Source organism: Streptococcus sp. HMSC076C08 (assembly GCF_001810825.1).
Taxonomy (GTDB): domain Bacteria; phylum Bacillota; class Bacilli; order Lactobacillales; family Streptococcaceae; genus Streptococcus.
The window spans coordinates 369,647-387,823 of sequence record NZ_KV802735.1 but is presented as its reverse complement, the minus strand read 5'-3'; the positions used below and the strand labels follow the sequence as shown (position 1 = coordinate 387,823).

Sequence of the window (18,177 nt, the reverse complement as noted above, 5' to 3'; positions counted from 1 at the left end):
AGCCCTGTGCAATACAGAACTAAATCCTTTACTTAAATAATTTGTCTACCTATTTGAAGTTAGTTCCACTCAACACCCCTTTATTATTCTTTCTTAAATAGTTTATCAGCTAAAAAAACAGCATTTAGTACTCTAGGAAATCCAACGTAAGGGATGCATTGTAAAAAGCATTCTATAATCTTTTCGGGGGTTAAGCCAACATTTAAAGCAGCTTGAATATGTACTTCCAGCTGTACTTCACAACCTCCCTGCGTCAAAAGGCTAGCAAGAGTGACGATTTCTCGCTCCTGTAGATTCAGTCCTTCACGACTATAGATATCGCCAAAAGCAAATTCTACAATATAGTCTCCTAGATCTGGCGCTATTTCTTTCAGAGAGGAAATGACCTGCTCACCGCCCTCACCATCAATCTGATTGAGTCTTTCCAATCCACGTTCAAATCGTTTGTTTTTCATTTGCATTTACCTCCTTAAACGATTACAATGTAATTATAAAACTTAGACCATACTCTAAGTCAAGAAATTAAAGGAGTTTTTTTATGAAAATCGGTCTTTTTGCCCAAAAAGTGAATTTATCAGCGCATACACTCCGATACTACGAAAAACGAGGATTGATTAAAGTTGATAGAGATCAAAGCGGTCAGCGTTCCTACGACGAAAACGATCTTGCCTGGGTTCAGTTTATTCAACGTTTAAAAGATACGGGTATGCATTTGAAAGATATTCAGAGATATGCTGACTTGCGTTACCAGGGTTATAGTAGCCTAAAAGAACGCTTAGAAATGCTGCAGAAGCACCGCAGCTTTGTTAAAGAACAAATTAAAAATTGGCAAATCTCACTAAAAAAATTAGATAATAAAATTGAATGGTATCAAGCAGAGATTAGGAATCTTTCCAAATAGTCAATAAACGAAACCCGAGCCAATTGGCTCGGGTTTCGTCGCTATCTAATAAATTCTATTTCTCAACGCGTGATTTGTTGGCGATATCAGCAAGGATAGCTTGGACAAAGTCATCAACTGAGACAGTTTGTGTTTCCTTTTGTCCATAGCGACGAACATTGACTGTTCCGTCTTCCATTTCCTTATCCCCAACGATCAATTGGTAAGGAATCTTGCTAGTTTGAGAAGCACGGATCTTGAACTGCATTTTTTCGTTGCGCTCATCTACATCTGCACGGACACCGCGGTCACGGAGTTTCTTAGCCACTTCCCATGCGTAGTCTACGTGTTTTTCGTTAGAAACTGGGATGAGAGTTACTTGGTGTGGTGCAAGCCATGTTGGGAAGGCACCTTTGTAGTTCTCAATCAAGATAGCTGTGAAGCGTTCCATAGTTGAAATAACTCCACGGTGGATCATAACTGGACGGTGTTCTTCACCATCAGCCCCGATGTATTTGAGGTCAAAACGTTCTGGAAGCAAGAAGTCAAGCTGGATAGTCGAAAGGGTTTCTTCTTTTCCGAGAGCTGTCTTAACTTGGATATCCAATTTTGGTCCGTAGAAGGCTGCCTCACCTTCAGCTTCAAAGTAGTCAACGCCCATTTCATCAAGGGCTGCACGAAGCATGGTTTGGGCATTTTCCCACATCTCATCGTTGTCAAAGTACTTGTGAGTATCTTGAGGGTCACGAAGAGAGAGACGGAAGCGGTATTCAGTCAAGTTGAAGTCTTCATAAACATCGATAATCAACTGAAGGGCACGTTGGAATTCTTCTTGGATTTGTTCTGGAGTAACGAAGAGGTGACCGTCGTTGAGTGACATTTCACGCACACGTTGAAGACCAGTGAGGGCACCAGATTTCTCGTAGCGGTGCATCATACCGATTTCAGCGATACGGATTGGCAATTCACGGTAGGAGTGAACATGGTGTTTGAAGACTTGGATGTGGTGTGGACAGTTCATTGGACGAAGAACAAATTCTTCCCCGTCACCCATGTCCATGGTTGGGAACATGTCTTCTTGGTAATGATCCCAGTGACCAGAAGTCTTGTAAAGCTCAACAGAAGCAAGTGGTGGAGTGTAAACGTGTTGATAGCCAGAAGCCAGCTCCTTGTCGACAATGTAGCGTTCCAATTCACGACGGATAGTCGCACCGTTTGGCAACCAGAATGGAAGTCCTTGACCAACTTCTTGTGAAATCATGAAGAGGTCAAGCTCTTTTCCAAGTTTACGGTGGTCACGTTCTTTAGCTTCTTCACGCATTTGAAGGTAGTTTTTCAAGTCTTTCTTGTCAAACCAAGCTGTACCGTAAATCCGTTGCATCATCGCGTTGTCGCTATTTCCACGCCAGTAAGCACCTGCTACATGAAGAAGGTGGAAGATTTGGATACGGCCTGTCGATGGGACGTGAGGTCCACGGCAAAGGTCCACGTATTCCCCCTGACGGTAGATAGTCAAACCGCCTTCGTCCTCAGAGTGTTCTTCGATCAATTCCAACTTGTAAGGGTCGTTCTTGAAGATTTCACGCGCCTCGTCTTTAGTGACTTCCTCACGAATAGATGGGAAGTTTTCTTTGACGATTTTTTTCATTTCTTCTTCGATACGAGGAAGATCTTCGTTGGAGATTTGACCAGCTTGATTGTCCGTATCGTAGTAGAAGCCATCTTCAATAGCTGGACCAACTCCCAAGTGAATATCAGGGAAAAGGCGACGAGCTGCTTGGGCAAACAAGTGGGCAGCTGAGTGACGCAAGATTGGAAGGGCATCTTCGTGATCAGGTGTCACGATTTCGATGCTTCCATCTTCAGTGATAGCACGAGTCGTGTCGATGAGTTTGCCGTTGAATTTACCAGCCAAGGCTTTTTTAGCTAGGGAATTGCTGATAGATTGGGCAATTTCAAAAGTAGTAACGCCAGATTCGAATTCACGAACAGCGCCATCTGGGAAAGTAATCTTAATCATGGTTTTCTCCTTAAATATTTATTCTATTTTTGTTGGACAATTTTAAGAGCCGAGCAACTTCTTCCGCAGTCTGATTCTCTGATTGACTACCATCTGTTACGAGGCTAGGATAGCCTAATCTCACCGCTTCCTTACGAACCATTTGAGCAAAAAGAATGTCTCGTTGCATCCAGTTTTCAAAAGCTTGCTCGGGGTTGGTTGTACCCTCTAAGACATAAGGAACCCATTCTCTCTGTATATAATGCTTTTTTTGAAAATCAGCTGTCGGAGTCAAGCATAGATAGGAAGATGCTGGACATTCAAGCTTCTTTACCAAGTGAGGCAAAAGTCCTGCTCCCTCCACCAAGAGAGGTCTGTTTTGATTCTTTATCAAGTAAGATCTTACATAAGGAAAAATCTCTTCATAAAAGCGCCATTCTTCATCTGCCATCTCTTCTGGATTTCTCATCCAGATTTGTTCTGGATTTCTATCCTGCCTAAGAAGGCAAATTGGCTGTGAGTCTTCACTTGCTTGACTCATCATCTTTTCTACCAAATCATCCAGTTTGATATGAAGTAGTTGATACTGTCTAGCAAGAAGTGAGGCAATTGTTGACTTTCCACTGCAAGGCGATCCGCCAATCATATAAAGCATCATTCTTCCTCCTTCTGACAAAACAAAAAACGACATCCTAAAAGGACGTCGCAACGTGGTTCCACCTTCATTCATGTTCCTCAAAAAAGAGGGACACCTCTGATTGGCTTTAACGTGGCCACCGTTTTATGTTTGCATAAAAGTCAGTAGAGTAGTATCAGTTTAGGCTTTCTATGCGTTTCCAGCAACCACGCACTCTCTAGTAGAAAGGGACTAAGTGACTTGTCTCTATGCATTATTATAGCATGATTGCGAGAATTTTCAAGGTTTTTATATAATTTTTTTGTTTTTCGCTCTCTGGAAGAGATGCTTGATACCCACACCAGAAACCAACCCAAGTAGGGCAAAGAGTTCATAGGCTAGGAAGTAAAGCAGGATGAACTCACCAAAGGTGATGATGGTAAAGCAATAGAGCAGACCAATACCGAGTAGCCACCAAAGTGAGAAATGAAATCGATAGCTATAAAGTAGCGATACGATAAAGATTACCAGAGGTGAAAAGAGGATGATGTTGTAAATGTAGAGCCCTTTCAGTGTATATGGGTCGGAGATGAGTAGAGAGAGGAGTTCATAGAGGGGCCAGTAAAAGAAGAAAATGACAAGGTAGTATGGGATATACTTAAGATAATTCCGCATGGCAATAGTCCTCCAATCTGCAAAAATTGAGAGATATTTGAGAGATATTGTAGACCATATAATCCTAAATGAAGGGGAAATCTCTACTTATATTATAGCACGATTTAGAAGCTCTTACAATTTAATCCATTGATCAGTGATAGTGATCTTTTCGAGTGTTTTCTGTTATAATACTAACAAAAGAAGTAAGAGAGTAAGGAGAAAGAATGACCAAAATAGCAGTTCTTTCAGACATACATGGAAATACGACAGCTTTGGAAGCTGTACTGGCTGATGCTAAGGTGGCAGAGGTAGACCAATACTGGCTTTTAGGGGATATTCTGATGCCAGGAACAGGACGTAGAAGGATATTGGACCTCTTAGCTAGCTTGCCTATTACAGTAAGAGTTCTGGGAAATTGGGAGAATAGTCTCTGGCGAGGTCTGCATCGCAAGTTAGATCCTACAATAGCGAGTCATCGTTATCTCCTGCGTCAAAGTCAGTACATCTTAGAGGAGGTCAGCCCTGAAGAAATCGAAGACCTCAATAATCAACCCCTGCAAGTTCATCGTCAGTTTGGTGATTTGATGGTGGGAATCACACACCATCTCCCTGATAAAAACTGGGGTAGAGAATTGATTCATACGGGAAAACAAGAAGATTTTGATAGATTGGTCACGAATCCACACGCCTCTATCGCAGTATATGGCCATATTCATCAACAGTTGCTTCGTTATGGAAGTGATGGACAGTTGATTCTTAATCCAGGTTCCATTGGACAACCTTTCTTTCTAGATGCGAAGTTGCGTAAGGACCTGCGGGCCCAGTATATGATCTTAGAGTTTGATGAGGCAGGTTTGTCTGATGTTGATTTTCGTCGTGTGGATTATGATGTGGAAACTGAATTGCAGTTGGCTAAAGATTTGAAGCTCCCCTATTTCCAGGTCTACTATGAAAGTTTGGTAAATGGAATTCACCATACTCATAACCACGAATTGTTAGGTCAAATCAGTGAACAAGAAGGTTATGACCAGGATGTTGAGCTCTGGATGGAAAGAGACAAGAAAGATTGGTTTTAAGAGGACTTCTAGCTAGAAATCAGATAGTCTAGGAACTGTTGTTTTCCGATAAGTCGAACTGGATACGAATTGACGGCTTCTCAAATTTATGTTAGAATAACGGAATATAACTAATTTGAATCTCATACTAATTGATATTCAAAATAAGAGGAGACAGATAATGAAACCAGAAGAGTTACACGCCATTGCCTCGGAGTTGGGCTTGCAATTTGACGAAGATTCGCGTAGTATTTATGGCACGCAGTCAGGCTATTTACTTTTCCTGCAAGAAACTGATGTGAAAAATCAGTTTCGACTTTGTGTCAGTGTGAGTTTGAATGGCAATCCTGCGGATTCAGAAGAAAACGAATTGGTTTGGGATGAGTTTAAGAGTGAATCTCTTCCAAACTTGTCGACCTTGTCTATCAACCAGTACCTTGTTTCTTTTGTCGTAAAAGGTGCCATGCGCAAATCAAAAACAATTGAAAAGTTACAGACGCTCATAACAGACCTCGTTGCCTTCCTTGAAACCCATCATTTCGTCCAAGTGTGTGCCTATAGCGGTCAGGAGGGTCCCGTTGGTCTCTATCAATTAGGTGATTCAATTTTCCTTATCAACGAGGAAAGCTATCAATTGCTGAAGAGCAATCTTCAGATTGAGGTAGATTCTTATCAAAATCAAAAGGAAAATGTTCTTCTTGGAGCAGTTGGTGCCTTACTGGGAGCCTTGATTGGTGGAGCAGTTGCTCTATTTATCGCTCGTCTAGGTTATGTAGCTATGGTAGCGGGTATTGTTCTGGGGATTTGTACCATTAAAGGATATGAAATCCTTGGAAGAAAGGTATCTCGAAAGGGAATTGTGATTTCCTCTATTTGGATGGTGATTACTGTCTTTCTAGTGAATCAAATTGATTTGGCGATGGAAGTCGTTTCCAAACTAGGGGTTGAGTTTGCCTTTGCTTTCCGAGTGGTGAACCAACTAATCTTTAGCGGTGATTTCCCAGATAACTATTTTTATAATCTAGCTATGTTAGCTGTGTTTACCTTAGTTGGTGCTGGGGTGTCTATCAGCTCGGTTTGGTCAAGTCATAAAACAAAAGGGATTGTCCGTAAAATTGCATAAAAAAATAAGTCTTTGTATGTCCTCCGCTGTTCTGGGTACCAAGAGGGATACAGGACTTTTTGCATGGAGAAGGTAATCATTCGTTAATATTTGACAGGATAAGCAAAAAAGGTATAATGTTTATACGGGAAAAGATGAATAAAATATCAATGAAAGGAGAAGAAGATGCAAATTTCAAGCCGATTTACAATTGCGACTCATATGATGATTATTATTGCAATGCAGGATACAGACAGCAAGGTAACCAGTGATTTTCTTGCGGCTAGTGTCGGAGTCAATCCAGTCATTATCCGTAAGACTTTATCGCAACTCAAAAAAGCAGGATTGATTTCAGTTGCTCGTGGTACGGGAGGAACTGAGATAATAAAAGACCTTCAGGATATCAGTTTGTTGGATGTCTACCAAGCTGTGGAGTGTTTAGGAAAATCCGGTAAGCTCTTTAGTTTCCATGACAATCCAAATCCTAATTGCCCAATTGGTGCGAATATCCATGCAGTTTTGGACCAAAAGTTGTTTGATGTTCAAGCAGCTATGGAAAACCAACTGCGCCAGACAAGTCTGGCTCAGGTTGTGGCAGATGCTCAGAATAAACTGTCTAAGTAAGAGGACTAAGGTTCTCTTTTTCTATTGCTATAATTATGGTACAATGTAGTCATCAAAGGAGGAGACTATGTACTTTATCACAGGATTTTTTGTCCTACTTTTTCTCGTTTCGTTTTTAAGGGACAATCGCAGTCTCTGGAATCCAGCTCTCTTGCTTTTGTCTCTGCTCTTTTCTTATATGTCCATTGCCAATCTTTTTTACGAAGCTGGGCAGAAAGAAGTGCACATGGTTTTCTTTGCAGGGATTTTTCTCCTGCTGCCTCTTTTGGTTTTTCTAAGTGGTTTTTTCCTTATTTATAATGGATTTGTGTTATTGAAAAAAGAAGGAAAATCCAAGGCAAATTATTTGTCTCTAGGATTAGGTTGCGTGATTTTATTCTTTTTTGTGATCATGGCGATTCGAGTGAGCGATACTAAGGGCTTGTTTTACACCAATCATCTAGTGAATATTATCTTTTTCTTTTTGATTTATTCGTATTTGATTTTTGGTTTTGCCTTTGCAGGATTTCTGCTTTATTCTATCCTGTATCTTTTTATTCCTAAGAAAAAATATTATGATTTTATTATCATTCACGGAGCAGGCTTGTTGAATGGAGAAAAAGTGACTCCCTTACTGAAGAGTCGCATTGATAAGGCAGTAGAAGCCTATCGCCAGTCTCTCAATCCCAATGTTAAAATCATCGCTAGTGGTGGCCGAGGTGGGGATGAGAAGATTTCTGAAGCTCAGGCAATTTGTAATTATTTGTTGGAAGAGACGGATGTTCCGAGAGAAGCGATTCTCCTAGAGGAAGACTCGACGACGACCTATGAGAATCTTCTCTTCTCAAAAGAAATGGGGGAGAAGCTGGTGGCTAGTCCACGTTTTCTCTTTGTGACCAATGATTACCATGTTTTTCGTACCAGTACCTATGCTCGCCGTATTGGGATGAAGGGAGATGGCCTTGGTTGCCGTACAGCTGCCTACTATATTCCATCGGCCTTTATTAGAGAATATATTGCTCTATGTGTGAAGATGAGATGGCTTTTTATCGCTTTCTATGTTTTGTTGATTTTAGCTCTGATTTTCTCTTACAGAGGTATTTTATGGTAATCAAAAAATCAGCTCTCCATTTTTGCGGAGAGCTGGATTTTTATTCTGCGGCTTGTTGCCAACGTTTTGCTAGCTTATGAGACAAGCTAGAAATAGCAAAGTTAAAGATAAAGTAAATCAAGGCAATCAGGATATAAAGACTGAAGACCTGCTCTGGTTCAAAATAGCGTCCCATGAGAATTTGGCTGGCTCCAAAGAGTTCTTGTAGGGCGATAACAGAGTAGAGAAGACTGGTATCCTTGATTACAGTTACAAACTGAGAAATGATAGCTGGCAGCATTTTACGGATCGCTTGTGGGAGAATGATGTAGTAGAGGATTTGCGCAGAGGTGAATCCTTGCGACATTCCTGCTTCGTACTGGCCCTTGTCCACGGCATTGAGGCCACCTCGGATAATCTCAGCCAGGGCTGCTGAGGTAAAGAGGGTAAAGGCAGTAATACCAGCTGGTGTGGACTTCATCTTAAACACCAAAAAGATGGTGAAAATCCAGAGGAGGTTGGGAACGTTACGTACAAACTCGATATAAATGCTGGAGATGATCCGTAAGACAGGATTTTTCCCATTTCTCATGACGGCTAGTACTGTTCCGATAAGGGACGAGAGGACGATAGCAATCAGAGAAATGTAGAGAGTTAAGCCAAATCCTTTAAAGATAAAGACTAGGTTATCTGGGGTCAAAACTTCTAAAATAGATTCCATAGTAACCTCCTAAAGTGAATAGGCTTTTTTGTTGGCTTGCTCCATCTTGCGACCAAACTGGGCAACAGGGAAGCACAGGGCAAAGTAGAGAAGAGCAGCGCCTAAAAAGGCTGGGATATAGTTTCCGTTGAGAGCCGACCAAGACTTAGTCACAAACATCAAGTCTACTCCAGAGATGATAGCTACGGTAGAGGTGTTCTTGATGAGGTTAACAATTTGGTTGGTCAAAGGTGGGAGAATGATACGGAAGGCCTGAGGCAAGATAATCAAGCGCATGGCACTGATATAGGTAAAACCTTGCGACAAGGCGGCCTCCATCTGACCGCTAGGAATAGACTGAATCCCTGAACGAATAACCTCAGCGATATAGGCGCCGTGATAGAGTCCCACGCAGAGAACGGCTGTCCAATAAATCGGAATCATGATGGTATGGTCACTGATAAGAGGCAAACCATAAAAGACGATGACAAACTGCACCAAGAGGGGAGTATTTTGGTAAAATTCGACAAAGATACGAGCCAAAACGCGCAAGACTGGGCGTTTGCTTATTGACATGGCTCCAAAGAAGATGCCCAAAACCATGGCGACGATAAAGGAACCAATCGCTAGGGCAAGAGTGAAGAGGAAACCATTGAAAAATTGTCCAAAATCCTGAAAATAGGCTGTCCAAGATGATAAATCTGTCATGGGGTGTCCTCCTTAATCTGCGGTATGGCTAGATGGTTTGAGCTTGTAACGGTCATAGAGTTTCTGTAAACTACCATCCTTGCTCCATTTAGTGACCAAGGTATCAAGATAGTCGTTTAGCTCGGTATTTGATTTCTTGGTGACGATACCGTAGTCAGATGGCTTGAAACTATCATCTAGTAGTTCTGTCCGTTTACTAATGTAGCCTGACAGGATCGAGCGGTCCACGGAAAAGGCATCAATACGGTGAGCGTGAAGGGAAGTAATCAATTCTGGGTAGGAACCAAGTTCGACGAATTTAAAGGTTAGGCCTTTCTTTTTGCCCAGTTCAGTAATCAGGCGTTGGGTGATGGAGCCTTGGGCAACCCCAATCGTTTTACCGTTTAGGTCCTCAATGCTTTTGATGTTGGCGGATTTATTGACCAAAAAACCAGAAGCATCCGTATAGTAGGGACTGGTGAAATTGTATAATTTTTTACGTTCATCTGTGATGGTGAAGGTTGCGATATCCAAGTCGACCTGTTCATTGTCTAGGAGTGGTCCACGTGTTTGAGCGGTAACAGGAACGTAGCGAATCTTGACCTTGAGTTCGTCTGCAATCATCTTGGCAAGGTCCGTTTCGATACCAGAATAAGTCCCGGTCTTGGGGTCCTTGTAACCAAAATTGGGAACGTCTTGTTTGACACCGACAACTAGTTCGCCTCTTTTTTGAATGTCTGCGACACTGGTATCGGCTTGGACTGGTTTTGCAGAAACAAGGCTGAAAAGGCTAATCAATAATACTGATAAAAAGAGTTTCTTTTTCATAGGCGCCTCCTTATTTGACTTTGTCACTTTCGTGGTTGATAATTTTGCTGAGGAATTGTTGGGCACGAGGTTCGCTTGGGTTGTCAAAAAAGTCATCGACATCTGTCGTATCCACCATAACTTCTCCGTCGGCCATAAAGATGATGCGGTCCGCAACTTCACGGGCAAAGCCCATTTCGTGGGTAACGATGATCATGTTCATCCCATCATGCGCCAGTTTTTGCATAACTGCTAGAACATCACCGATGGTTTCAGGGTCAAGAGCAGATGTTGGCTCATCAAAGAGGAGGAGCTCCGGATGCATGGCAAGACCACGAGCAATGGCGATCCGTTGTTTTTGTCCACCAGATAGCATGGCGGGATAGGAATCTTTCTTGTCCCACATATTTACAAATTCCAGATATTTTTGGGCTGTTTTTTCAGCTTCTTTTTTATCAATTCCTAGAACTTTTATGGGCGCGAGTGTTACATTTTCTAACACTGTTTTGTGTGGATAAAGATTAAAATGTTGAAAAACCATGCCGACTTCCTTACGAAGAGGAACTAAATCTTTCTGACTAGCACCTGCTACTTGGTGTCCATTGACCAGGAGACTTCCTTTGTCAACAGCCTCTAAACCATTGATCGTACGGATAAGAGTTGACTTCCCAGAGCCGGAAGGTCCAAGCAGGACAACAACTTGTCCTTTTTCAAAACGGAGATTGATGTCGCGGAGTGCGTGGTAGTCTCCGTAATATTTTTCGACGTTTTTAAATTCTACTAAAGCCATGAGAGATCTCCTTTGTGTTAGATTTTATAACATGATTCTACAACAAAAGAGTGTTCTTGTCAAATCATATCTGAAAAAAATTCACTAAAATGTTATAAAAAAGCAATCTGAATAGAGAAAATGCCTAAATCATGTTATAATGAAACGATAGAATTCTTAGAAAGAGTGGATGTTTTTTTGATAACTCCTACTTATGAATGGCAGTTTGCCCCGCAGGTTGAAGATGCGGATTTTACAAAGATAGCCAAGAAGGCTGGAATGGGTCCTGAGGTGGCTCGATTATTATTTGAAAGAGGGATTCAGGATGAAGAAAGTCTAAAGAAGTTTTTAGAACCTTCTTTAGAGGACTTACATGATCCCTATCTGCTCCATGATATGGATAAGGCAGTGAAAAGGATTCGTCAGGCCATTGAAGAAGGGGAAAACATTCTCATCTATGGAGACTACGATGCGGATGGTATGACTTCAGCTTCTATTGTTAAGGAAAGTTTGGAACAGCTTGGCGCCGAGTGCCGTGTTTACCTGCCCAATCGTTTTACCGATGGCTATGGTCCCAATGCCAGTGTCTATAAATACTTTATCGAGCAAGAGGGAATTTCCCTGATTGTGACAGTGGATAATGGAGTTGCAGGGCACGAAGCCATTGAATTGGCCCAGTCTATGGGAGTGGATGTCATTGTGACCGACCACCATTCCATGCCGGAAACCCTTCCTGATGCCTATGCGATTGTCCATCCTGAGCATCCGGATGCGGACTATCCCTTCAAATATTTGGCTGGATGCGGAGTGGCTTTCAAGCTGGCTTGCGCTCTTTTAGAAGAAGTGCAAGTGGAGTTGCTTGATTTGGTCGCTATCGGTACCATTGCGGATATGGTAAGTTTGACGGATGAAAACCGTATTTTGGTTCAATATGGTCTGGAAATGTTGGGACATACTCAGCGCATCGGTCTGCAAGAAATGCTGGATATGGCTGGGATTGCTGCTAATGAAGTAACAGAAGAAACGGTTGGTTTCCAGATTGCCCCTCGTTTGAATGCCTTGGGTCGCTTGGATGATCCTAATCCTGCCATTGATTTACTGACTGGGTTTGACGACGAGGAAGCTCATGAGATTGCCCTTATGATTCACCAGAAAAATGAAGAGCGCAAGGAAATCGTTCAGTCAATCTATGAAGAAGCTAAGACCATGGTGGATCCTGAGAAGAAGGTCCAGGTTTTGGCCAAGGAAGGCTGGAATCCTGGCGTTCTGGGTATCGTTGCTGGTCGTTTGTTGGAAGAACTAGGGCAGACAGTCATCGTTCTTAATATAGAGGAGGGTCGTGCTAAGGGTAGCGCTCGTAGTGTGGAAGCAGTCGATATTTTTGAGGCTCTGGATCCCCATCGAGACCTCTTTATCGCCTTTGGCGGCCATGCTGGTGCAGCAGGGATGACGCTGGAAGTTGAGAAACTTTCAGATTTATCTCAGGTTTTGGAAGACTATGTCCGTGAAAAAGGCGCAGATGCTGCTGGCAAGAACAAGTTAAATCTAGATGAAGAGCTAGACTTGGAGACTCTTAGCTTGGAAACAGTCAAAAGCTTTGAACGTTTAGCTCCCTTTGGAATGGACAATCAGAAACCTGTTTTTTATATCAAGGATTTTCATGTCGAAAGTGCTAGAACCATGGGAGCAGGCAATGCCCACCTCAAACTAAAAATTTCCAAGGGTGAGGCGAGTTTTGAAGTGGTGGCCTTCGGACAAGGTAGATGGGCGACAGAGTTTGCTCAAACCAAGAATCTAGAATTGGCAGTCACCCTGTCTGTCAACCAATGGAATGGGCAAACTGCTCTCCAGTTAATGATGGTGGATGCGCGTGTGGAGGGTGTTCAACTCTTTAACATTCGTGGGAAGAACGTAGCCCTGCCAGAAGGGGTTCCAGTCTTGGATTTCTCTGGAGAGGTGCCAGATTTAGCGACTAGTGATGCTGTGGTTGTAAAAACCATTCCTGAGGATATTACCTTGCTGAAAACCATTTTTCAGGAACAGAATTTCTCAGCTGTCTATTTCAAAAATGACATTGACAAGGCCTACTATCTGACAGGTTATGGAACTAGAGAGCAGTTTGCCAAATTGTACAAGACCATTTACCAGTTCCCAGAGTTTGATATTCGCTACAAGCTGAAAGATTTGGCGGCTTATCTCAATATTCAACAAATCTTGCTGGTCAAGATGATCCAAGTATTTGAAGAACTGGGCTTTGTAACTATCAAAGATGGTGTCATGACTGTCAATAAAGAAGCTCCGAAAAGGGAAATTGCTGAAAGTCAGATTTACCAAAATCTCAAACAAACTGTAAAAAATCAAGAAATGATGGCGCTGGGTACCGTGCAGGAAATGTATGATTTTTTAATGGAGTTATAGATGGAAAGGGACTGAGCTGACCAATCTCGGTCTCTTTTTGTCGGATAAATGCTTGATGTGGGAGTGGTTGATAAGACGGTCTTTTGAGTGGTCTACTGATATAAAGATTGGGGAAAATGATTCATTTTCTATTCTCTTCTATCACTTTATACGATGTCTGCTTTTAAACCTTATGTAGTAAAAGTATAAATTTTTGTAACATGACTAAAATATAACTCTAAACTAACTGACATGTAAATCAAGTATGATTTTCTTATCAAGAAAATATAAGGGGAACCTAGTTATGAAAAAAACAGTTACGAAACTGACTCTTGGTTTGACTTCTACGGCTATTTTAGCTACAGTTGGGGCTCAAACTGTTCATGCCAACTCTTACGTTGTCCAAGATGGTGATTCATTTTATGCCATTGCAACTGCAAACGGCATGGATCCGCATGAGTTGGCATCTTTGAATGGAAAAACCATCTTTGACACTATCCACCCAGGCGATGTATTGGAAGTGAGTGGTTCCACTCAGGCTAACTCTACCTACAGTGCTCCGGCTAGCACTGCAAACGTGGTATCAGATACAGAGGATGTTGTCGAAAAGACTCCTACAAACTATGGAAACTCTTATCCTGTTGGTCAGTGTACATGGGGCGTGAAAGAATTGGCGCCTTGGGCTAGCAACTGGTGGGGAAATGCCAACACGTGGGCAATCTACGCGAGTGCTCAAGGTTATAAGACAGGAAGTGTTCCAGTAGTAGGAGCGATCGCCGTTTGGGACGGTGGTGAATATGGCCACGTTGCTTATGTAACAGATGTGCAAAGTGAAAACTCTATCCAGGTATTGGAAGCAAACTACAGACGTCAAAAGCAGATTGCAAATTATCGTGGCTTCTTTAATCCACACGAATTTTTAGGAAACGTCACTTATATCTATCCAAACTAAAGATGATAAAAAGATTTAGAATTTCTAAGTCTTTTTTCTTTTTGAAAAAATTTCCTATCGTTACCCACCATCTTAGTGGCTAATTGCTGAAAATTTTTAGATTCTGTAGCGAACAGGAAATTCTCGCTTTTGCATGTAGATAAATCATGTCTTTGTAGAAAAAAGTTCTCAAGTCGAGAGGCGAAGGGCAAGAATTTAACTTGTTTTGAACTAAAAGAGAAATTTAGAGTTCGAGAAAGGTATCTGAAATCAAACTGATTCAGAAAATCCATATTTTTGATGGTATAATCGTTCTATTATCTTAGATGAAGTCTCCAAAAGAGAAGTCAAAGTAAAAAGATTTGATTCACAGTAGTGATTAATCTCTAGTTAAAATCCGATCTTCATTTTGAAAATAATCAAAAAAATGGTATAATGGTAGGAAAAGATTCGGCTGAAAGTTTTAGAACTTTTAGAATAAGAGGGTGAATTCACCCTATAATCAAGATAAATGAAGTTTCGGAGGAAAAATGAGTAATATTAGTTTAACAACACTAGGTGGTGTACGAGAAAATGGGAAAAATATGTACATCGCTGAGATTGGCAATTCAATTTTTGTTTTGGATGCAGGGCTTAAATACCCTGAAAATGAACAACTAGGTGTTGATGTCGTCATTCCAAATATGGACTACCTTTTTGAAAATAGAGATCGTATTGCAGGGGTCTTTTTGACCCACGGACATGCGGATGCTATTGGTGCCCTGCCTTATCTTTTGGCAGAGGCTAAGGTGCCTGTATTTGGTTCTGAGTTGACCATTGAGTTGGCCAAACTCTTTGTCAAAGGAAATGATACGGTTAAGAAATTCAATGACTTCCATGTGATTGATGAAGATACGGAGATTGATTTTGGAGGGACTGTGGTTTCCTTCTTCCGTACAACTCACTCTATCCCAGAAAGTTTGGGAATAGTCCTGAAAACAGCTGAAGGTAGCATCGTTTATACAGGGGACTTCAAGTTTGACCAGACAGCTAGCGAATCCTATGCGACGGATTTTGCTCGTTTGGCAGAAATCGGTCGTGATGGTGTCTTGGCGCTCCTCAGTGATTCAGCCAATGCAGACAGCAATATCCAGGTGGCGAGTGAGAGTGAAGTTGGAGACGAAATTACCCAGACCATTGCAGATTGGGAAGGTCGTATCATCGTTGCCGCAGTTGCCAGCAACCTTTCTCGTATCCAGCAGGTTTTTGATGCTGCAGCAGATACAGGTCGCCGAGTTGTTTTGACTGGATTTGATATTGAAAATATCGTCCGCACTGCGATTCGACTCAAAAAATTGTCTCTAGCCAATGAAAGTCTCTTGATTAAACCCAAAGAAATGTCTCGTTTTGACGACCATGAGTTGATTATCCTTGAGACGGGCCGTATGGGTGAGCCGATTAATGGACTTCGCAAGATGTCCATTGGACGCCACCGTTATGTGGAAATCAAAGATGGGGACTTGGTCTATATCGTAACCACTCCATCTATCGCAAAAGAAGCTGTCATGGCGCGTGTTGAAAACATGATCTACCAAGCTGGTGGTGTGGTGAAACTCATTACCCAAAGCTTGCGAGTATCCGGACATGGGAATGCGCGTGATTTGCAGTTAATGATCAATCTTTTGCAACCAAACTACCTCTTCCCTATCCAAGGAGAGTACCGTGAGTTAGATGCGCATGCCAAGGCTGCCATGGCAGTTGGAATGTTGCCAGAACGCATCTTCATCCCTAAAAAGGGAACGACCATGTCTTATGAACATGGAGACTTTGTTCCAGCTGGAGCTGTTTCTGCTGGGGATGTCTTGATTGACGGAAATGCCATCGGGGATGTTGGAAATGTCGTCCTTCGTGACCGTAAGGTCTTGTCAGAGGATGGAATCTTTATCGTGGCGATCACTGTCAACCGTCGTGAGAAGAAAATTGTGGCTAAGGCCCGTGTTCACACGCGTGGATTCGTTTATCTCAAGAAGAGTCGTGACATTCTCCGTGAAAGTTCAGAATTGATTAACCAAACGGTAGAAGAGTATCTTCAAGGTGATGACTTTGATTGGGCAGATCTCAAAGGCAAGGTTCGCGACAATCTGACCAAGTACCTCTTTGATCAAACCAAGCGTCGCCCGGCAATCTTGCCAGTCGTGATGGAAGCAAAATAATAAGCAGAATACCTACAGAAAAAGTCGAAATTCGGCTTTTTCTTATAGAATAGTAAAAGGAGACAACCATGGCAGTTATGAATATTGAGTATTACTCAAAAGTTTTGGATATGGAGTGGGGCGTTACCGTACTCTATCCAGATGCTAGTCGGGTGACTGAACCAGATTGCACGGATATTCCTGTTCTTTATCTTTTGCACGGAATGTCAGGAAACCAAAATAGCTGGCTCAAACGTACCAATGTCGAGCGCTTGTTGCGTGGGACCAATCTCATTGTTATCATGCCCAATACTAGCAATGGCTGGTACACAGATACTCAGTATGGCTATAACTACTATACAGCTCTAGCAGAAGAGTTACCTCAGGTAATGAAACGTTTCTTCCCCAATATGACCAGCAAGCGAGAAAAAACTTTCATAGCAGGCCTATCCATGGGTGGATACGGTTCCTTCAAACTCGCTCTATCGACAAATCGTTTTTCTCATGCGGCTAGTTTTTCTGGTGCACTCAGTTTTCAGGAATTTTCTCCTGAAAGTCAGGATCTGGGGTCACTTGCATACTGGCGAGGAGTTTTTGGAGAGATTAAAGACTGGACAGCTAGTCCTCATTCGCTTGAAAGCATGGCTGCAAAATCCGATAAAAAGACTAAACTATGGGCTTGGTGTGGAGAGCAAGACTATCTCTACTCTGCCAATAATCTCGCAGTGAAAAACCTCAAAAAACTTGGTTTTGAGGTGACCTATAGTCATAGTCTAGGTAAGCACGAGTGGTACTACTGGGAAAAACAATTGGAACGTTTTTTGGCTACTCTACCAATTGACTTTGTCTTGGAAGAACGTTTATCTTAGTTTTAGGTTTCTTTCAGCTTTCTTCAGTAAAATAGAGAATCTATCTTGATCAAGGAAAATGTGATTTCAAGATAGGTTCTTATTTTTATGAAAGGTGGGGCGTCATGTTCTGGATTATTCGATTATTGTTCCGATTTCTTTTGGGAATTTGGCGTTTCTTCTGGCGTCTGGTTTGGACTGTGGTCATTCTACTGCTCATTGCCTTTGGAGTGGTTTGGTATCTGTCTGGTGATTTTCATTCTGCGGTCAATCAGGTTGAAAAAATGAGCAAGATTGGTCAAGGTGGCTGGAATCAATGGAAGGAGACGGGAACGCTGGAAGTCTTGTCTCAGACAGACAGTCACCAACATGCAGAAGGCAAGTGGGCTCAAGCTTCAGCTCGCATCTATATTGAGCCTCAAATGGATGAGACCTTTCAAGGTGCCTATGCAGAAGCCATAAAAAACTGGAATCAAACGGGAGCCTTTACCTTTGAGGTGGTTGCGGATCCTAGTCAGGCAGATATTGTGGCAAGTGAAATGAATGATGGATCGACTGCTGTAGCAGGTCAAGCCGAGAGTCAAACCAATTTGTTAACCAAACAATTTATATCTGTAACGGTTCGCCTGAATCACTATTATCTATCCAATCCAAACTATGGTTATTCTTATGAACGGATCGTGCACACGGCGGAGCACGAGCTGGGGCATGCCATCGGATTGGATCATACCAACGAAACTTCTGTCATGCAGCCAGCAGGTTCTTACTATGGAATTCAGCCTCAGGATGTGAAGGCTGTTCAAGAACTCTATACCAGAAGCGACTAGATGAAGTCGGTGCAATCTGAAATGAAATCAAAGCTCCT

The 18,177-nt window shown here is 42.1% G+C and carries 18 protein-coding genes; 10 read left to right on the top strand and 8 right to left on the bottom strand.

The features are described 5' to 3' along the window. Positions 1-83: 83 nt before the first annotated feature. Complete coding sequence (locus tag HMPREF2766_RS08240; protein WP_083303905.1) at positions 84-461, bottom strand: carboxymuconolactone decarboxylase family protein; 378 nt, start codon at positions 459-461, stop codon at positions 84-86. A 77-nt stretch (positions 462-538) separates the two neighbouring features. Between HMPREF2766_RS08240 and HMPREF2766_RS08235 the strand changes: the two genes are divergently transcribed. Continuing rightward, entirely contained in the window at positions 539-901 is a 363-nt protein-coding gene (locus HMPREF2766_RS08235) for a MerR family transcriptional regulator (protein ID WP_070569187.1), read from the top strand. Positions 902-956: 55 nt separating this feature from the next. Here HMPREF2766_RS08235 and thrS read toward each other — a convergent pair whose 3' ends face one another. The 3 genes from thrS to HMPREF2766_RS08220 all read right to left on the bottom strand — a co-directional run bounded on the left by thrS (position 957) and on the right by HMPREF2766_RS08220 (position 4,170). Next, on the bottom strand, positions 957-2,900 hold the full coding sequence (gene thrS, locus HMPREF2766_RS08230) for a threonine--tRNA ligase (RefSeq protein WP_070569184.1): 1,944 nt from the start codon (positions 2,898-2,900) through the stop codon (positions 957-959). Positions 2,901-2,910: 10 nt separating this feature from the next. Further along, positions 2,911-3,537, bottom strand: coding sequence for an adenylate kinase family protein (locus HMPREF2766_RS08225; RefSeq protein WP_148131196.1), 627 nt, complete (start codon positions 3,535-3,537; stop codon positions 2,911-2,913). A gap of 267 nt (positions 3,538-3,804) precedes the next feature. Beyond that, positions 3,805-4,170, bottom strand: a complete 366-nt coding sequence (locus tag HMPREF2766_RS08220) for a hypothetical protein (RefSeq protein WP_065371637.1) — start codon at positions 4,168-4,170, stop codon at positions 3,805-3,807. A gap of 206 nt (positions 4,171-4,376) precedes the next feature. Between HMPREF2766_RS08220 and HMPREF2766_RS08215 the strand changes: the two genes are divergently transcribed. The 4 genes from HMPREF2766_RS08215 to HMPREF2766_RS08200 all read left to right on the top strand — a co-directional run bounded on the left by HMPREF2766_RS08215 (position 4,377) and on the right by HMPREF2766_RS08200 (position 8,023). Next, on the top strand, positions 4,377-5,228 hold the full coding sequence (locus tag HMPREF2766_RS08215; protein WP_070569181.1) for a metallophosphoesterase family protein: 852 nt from the start codon (positions 4,377-4,379) through the stop codon (positions 5,226-5,228). Between the two features lie 160 nt (positions 5,229-5,388). Beyond that, positions 5,389-6,330, top strand: coding sequence for a hypothetical protein (locus HMPREF2766_RS08210; RefSeq protein WP_000801525.1), 942 nt, complete (start codon positions 5,389-5,391; stop codon positions 6,328-6,330). A 165-nt stretch (positions 6,331-6,495) separates the two neighbouring features. Then, entirely contained in the window at positions 6,496-6,933 is a 438-nt protein-coding gene (locus tag HMPREF2766_RS08205; protein WP_049490302.1) for an Rrf2 family transcriptional regulator, read from the top strand. Between the two features lie 67 nt (positions 6,934-7,000). Then, positions 7,001-8,023: a YdcF family protein gene (locus HMPREF2766_RS08200; protein ID WP_070569178.1), complete on the top strand. Its 1,023-nt coding sequence runs from the start codon at positions 7,001-7,003 to the stop codon at positions 8,021-8,023. Between the two features lie 40 nt (positions 8,024-8,063). Here HMPREF2766_RS08200 and HMPREF2766_RS08195 read toward each other — a convergent pair whose 3' ends face one another. The 4 genes from HMPREF2766_RS08195 to HMPREF2766_RS08180 are packed head-to-tail and all read right to left on the bottom strand — an operon-like array spanning position 8,064 to position 10,986. Continuing rightward, positions 8,064-8,723: an amino acid ABC transporter permease gene (locus HMPREF2766_RS08195; RefSeq protein ID WP_070569175.1), complete on the bottom strand. Its 660-nt coding sequence runs from the start codon at positions 8,721-8,723 to the stop codon at positions 8,064-8,066. Positions 8,724-8,732: 9 nt separating this feature from the next. Beyond that, a complete protein-coding gene (locus HMPREF2766_RS08190) occupies positions 8,733-9,410 on the bottom strand; it encodes an amino acid ABC transporter permease (protein ID WP_070569172.1) in 678 nt (225 codons plus the stop codon). Between the two features lie 12 nt (positions 9,411-9,422). Beyond that, positions 9,423-10,217 (bottom strand): transporter substrate-binding domain-containing protein, encoded by a 795-nt coding sequence (locus HMPREF2766_RS08185; protein ID WP_083303903.1) that lies wholly within the window; start codon positions 10,215-10,217, stop codon positions 9,423-9,425. A gap of 10 nt (positions 10,218-10,227) precedes the next feature. After that, positions 10,228-10,986, bottom strand: a complete 759-nt coding sequence (locus HMPREF2766_RS08180) for an amino acid ABC transporter ATP-binding protein (protein WP_070569169.1) — start codon at positions 10,984-10,986, stop codon at positions 10,228-10,230. Between the two features lie 177 nt (positions 10,987-11,163). Between HMPREF2766_RS08180 and recJ the strand changes: the two genes are divergently transcribed. From recJ to HMPREF2766_RS08150, 5 genes are all read left to right on the top strand, one after another. Beyond that, positions 11,164-13,383: a single-stranded-DNA-specific exonuclease RecJ gene (recJ, locus tag HMPREF2766_RS08175; RefSeq protein WP_070569226.1), complete on the top strand. Its 2,220-nt coding sequence runs from the start codon at positions 11,164-11,166 to the stop codon at positions 13,381-13,383. A 283-nt stretch (positions 13,384-13,666) separates the two neighbouring features. Further along, a complete protein-coding gene (locus HMPREF2766_RS08170; RefSeq protein ID WP_070569166.1) occupies positions 13,667-14,314 on the top strand; it encodes a COG3942 and LysM peptidoglycan-binding domain-containing protein in 648 nt (215 codons plus the stop codon). Positions 14,315-14,823: 509 nt separating this feature from the next. Then, a complete protein-coding gene (locus tag HMPREF2766_RS08160) occupies positions 14,824-16,485 on the top strand; it encodes a ribonuclease J (protein WP_070569164.1) in 1,662 nt (553 codons plus the stop codon). Between the two features lie 68 nt (positions 16,486-16,553). Further along, positions 16,554-17,333: an alpha/beta hydrolase gene (locus HMPREF2766_RS08155; RefSeq protein WP_000290059.1), complete on the top strand. Its 780-nt coding sequence runs from the start codon at positions 16,554-16,556 to the stop codon at positions 17,331-17,333. 104 nt (positions 17,334-17,437) lie between these two features. Continuing rightward, the gene (locus HMPREF2766_RS08150) at positions 17,438-18,139 is read left to right on the top strand and encodes a M57 family metalloprotease (protein ID WP_000498563.1); all 702 of its coding nucleotides are present in this window, start codon (positions 17,438-17,440) and stop codon (positions 18,137-18,139) included. Positions 18,140-18,177 lie beyond the last annotated feature (38 nt).

Bases quoted from the DNA above. Each gene is read 5' to 3' on its own strand.
- HMPREF2766_RS08240 (WP_083303905.1), bottom strand. From the start codon at position 461: ATGCAAATGAAAAACAAACGATTTGAACGTGGATTGGAAAGACTCAAT.
- HMPREF2766_RS08235 (WP_070569187.1), top strand. From the start codon at position 539: ATGAAAATCGGTCTTTTTGCCCAAAAAGTGAATTTATCAGCGCATACA.
- thrS (WP_070569184.1), bottom strand. From the start codon at position 2,900: ATGATTAAGATTACTTTCCCAGATGGCGCTGTTCGTGAATTCGAATCT.
- HMPREF2766_RS08225 (WP_148131196.1), bottom strand. From the start codon at position 3,537: ATGATGCTTTATATGATTGGCGGATCGCCTTGCAGTGGAAAGTCAACA.
- HMPREF2766_RS08220 (WP_065371637.1), bottom strand. From the start codon at position 4,170: ATGCGGAATTATCTTAAGTATATCCCATACTACCTTGTCATTTTCTTC.
- HMPREF2766_RS08215 (WP_070569181.1), top strand. From the start codon at position 4,377: ATGACCAAAATAGCAGTTCTTTCAGACATACATGGAAATACGACAGCT.
- HMPREF2766_RS08210 (WP_000801525.1), top strand. From the start codon at position 5,389: ATGAAACCAGAAGAGTTACACGCCATTGCCTCGGAGTTGGGCTTGCAA.
- HMPREF2766_RS08205 (WP_049490302.1), top strand. From the start codon at position 6,496: ATGCAAATTTCAAGCCGATTTACAATTGCGACTCATATGATGATTATT.
- HMPREF2766_RS08200 (WP_070569178.1), top strand. From the start codon at position 7,001: ATGTACTTTATCACAGGATTTTTTGTCCTACTTTTTCTCGTTTCGTTT.
- HMPREF2766_RS08195 (WP_070569175.1), bottom strand. From the start codon at position 8,723: ATGGAATCTATTTTAGAAGTTTTGACCCCAGATAACCTAGTCTTTATC.
- HMPREF2766_RS08190 (WP_070569172.1), bottom strand. From the start codon at position 9,410: ATGACAGATTTATCATCTTGGACAGCCTATTTTCAGGATTTTGGACAA.
- HMPREF2766_RS08185 (WP_083303903.1), bottom strand. From the start codon at position 10,217: ATGAAAAAGAAACTCTTTTTATCAGTATTATTGATTAGCCTTTTCAGC.
- HMPREF2766_RS08180 (WP_070569169.1), bottom strand. From the start codon at position 10,986: ATGGCTTTAGTAGAATTTAAAAACGTCGAAAAATATTACGGAGACTAC.
- HMPREF2766_RS08170 (WP_070569166.1), top strand. From the start codon at position 13,667: ATGAAAAAAACAGTTACGAAACTGACTCTTGGTTTGACTTCTACGGCT.
- HMPREF2766_RS08160 (WP_070569164.1), top strand. From the start codon at position 14,824: ATGAGTAATATTAGTTTAACAACACTAGGTGGTGTACGAGAAAATGGG.
- HMPREF2766_RS08155 (WP_000290059.1), top strand. From the start codon at position 16,554: ATGGCAGTTATGAATATTGAGTATTACTCAAAAGTTTTGGATATGGAG.
- HMPREF2766_RS08150 (WP_000498563.1), top strand. From the start codon at position 17,438: ATGTTCTGGATTATTCGATTATTGTTCCGATTTCTTTTGGGAATTTGG.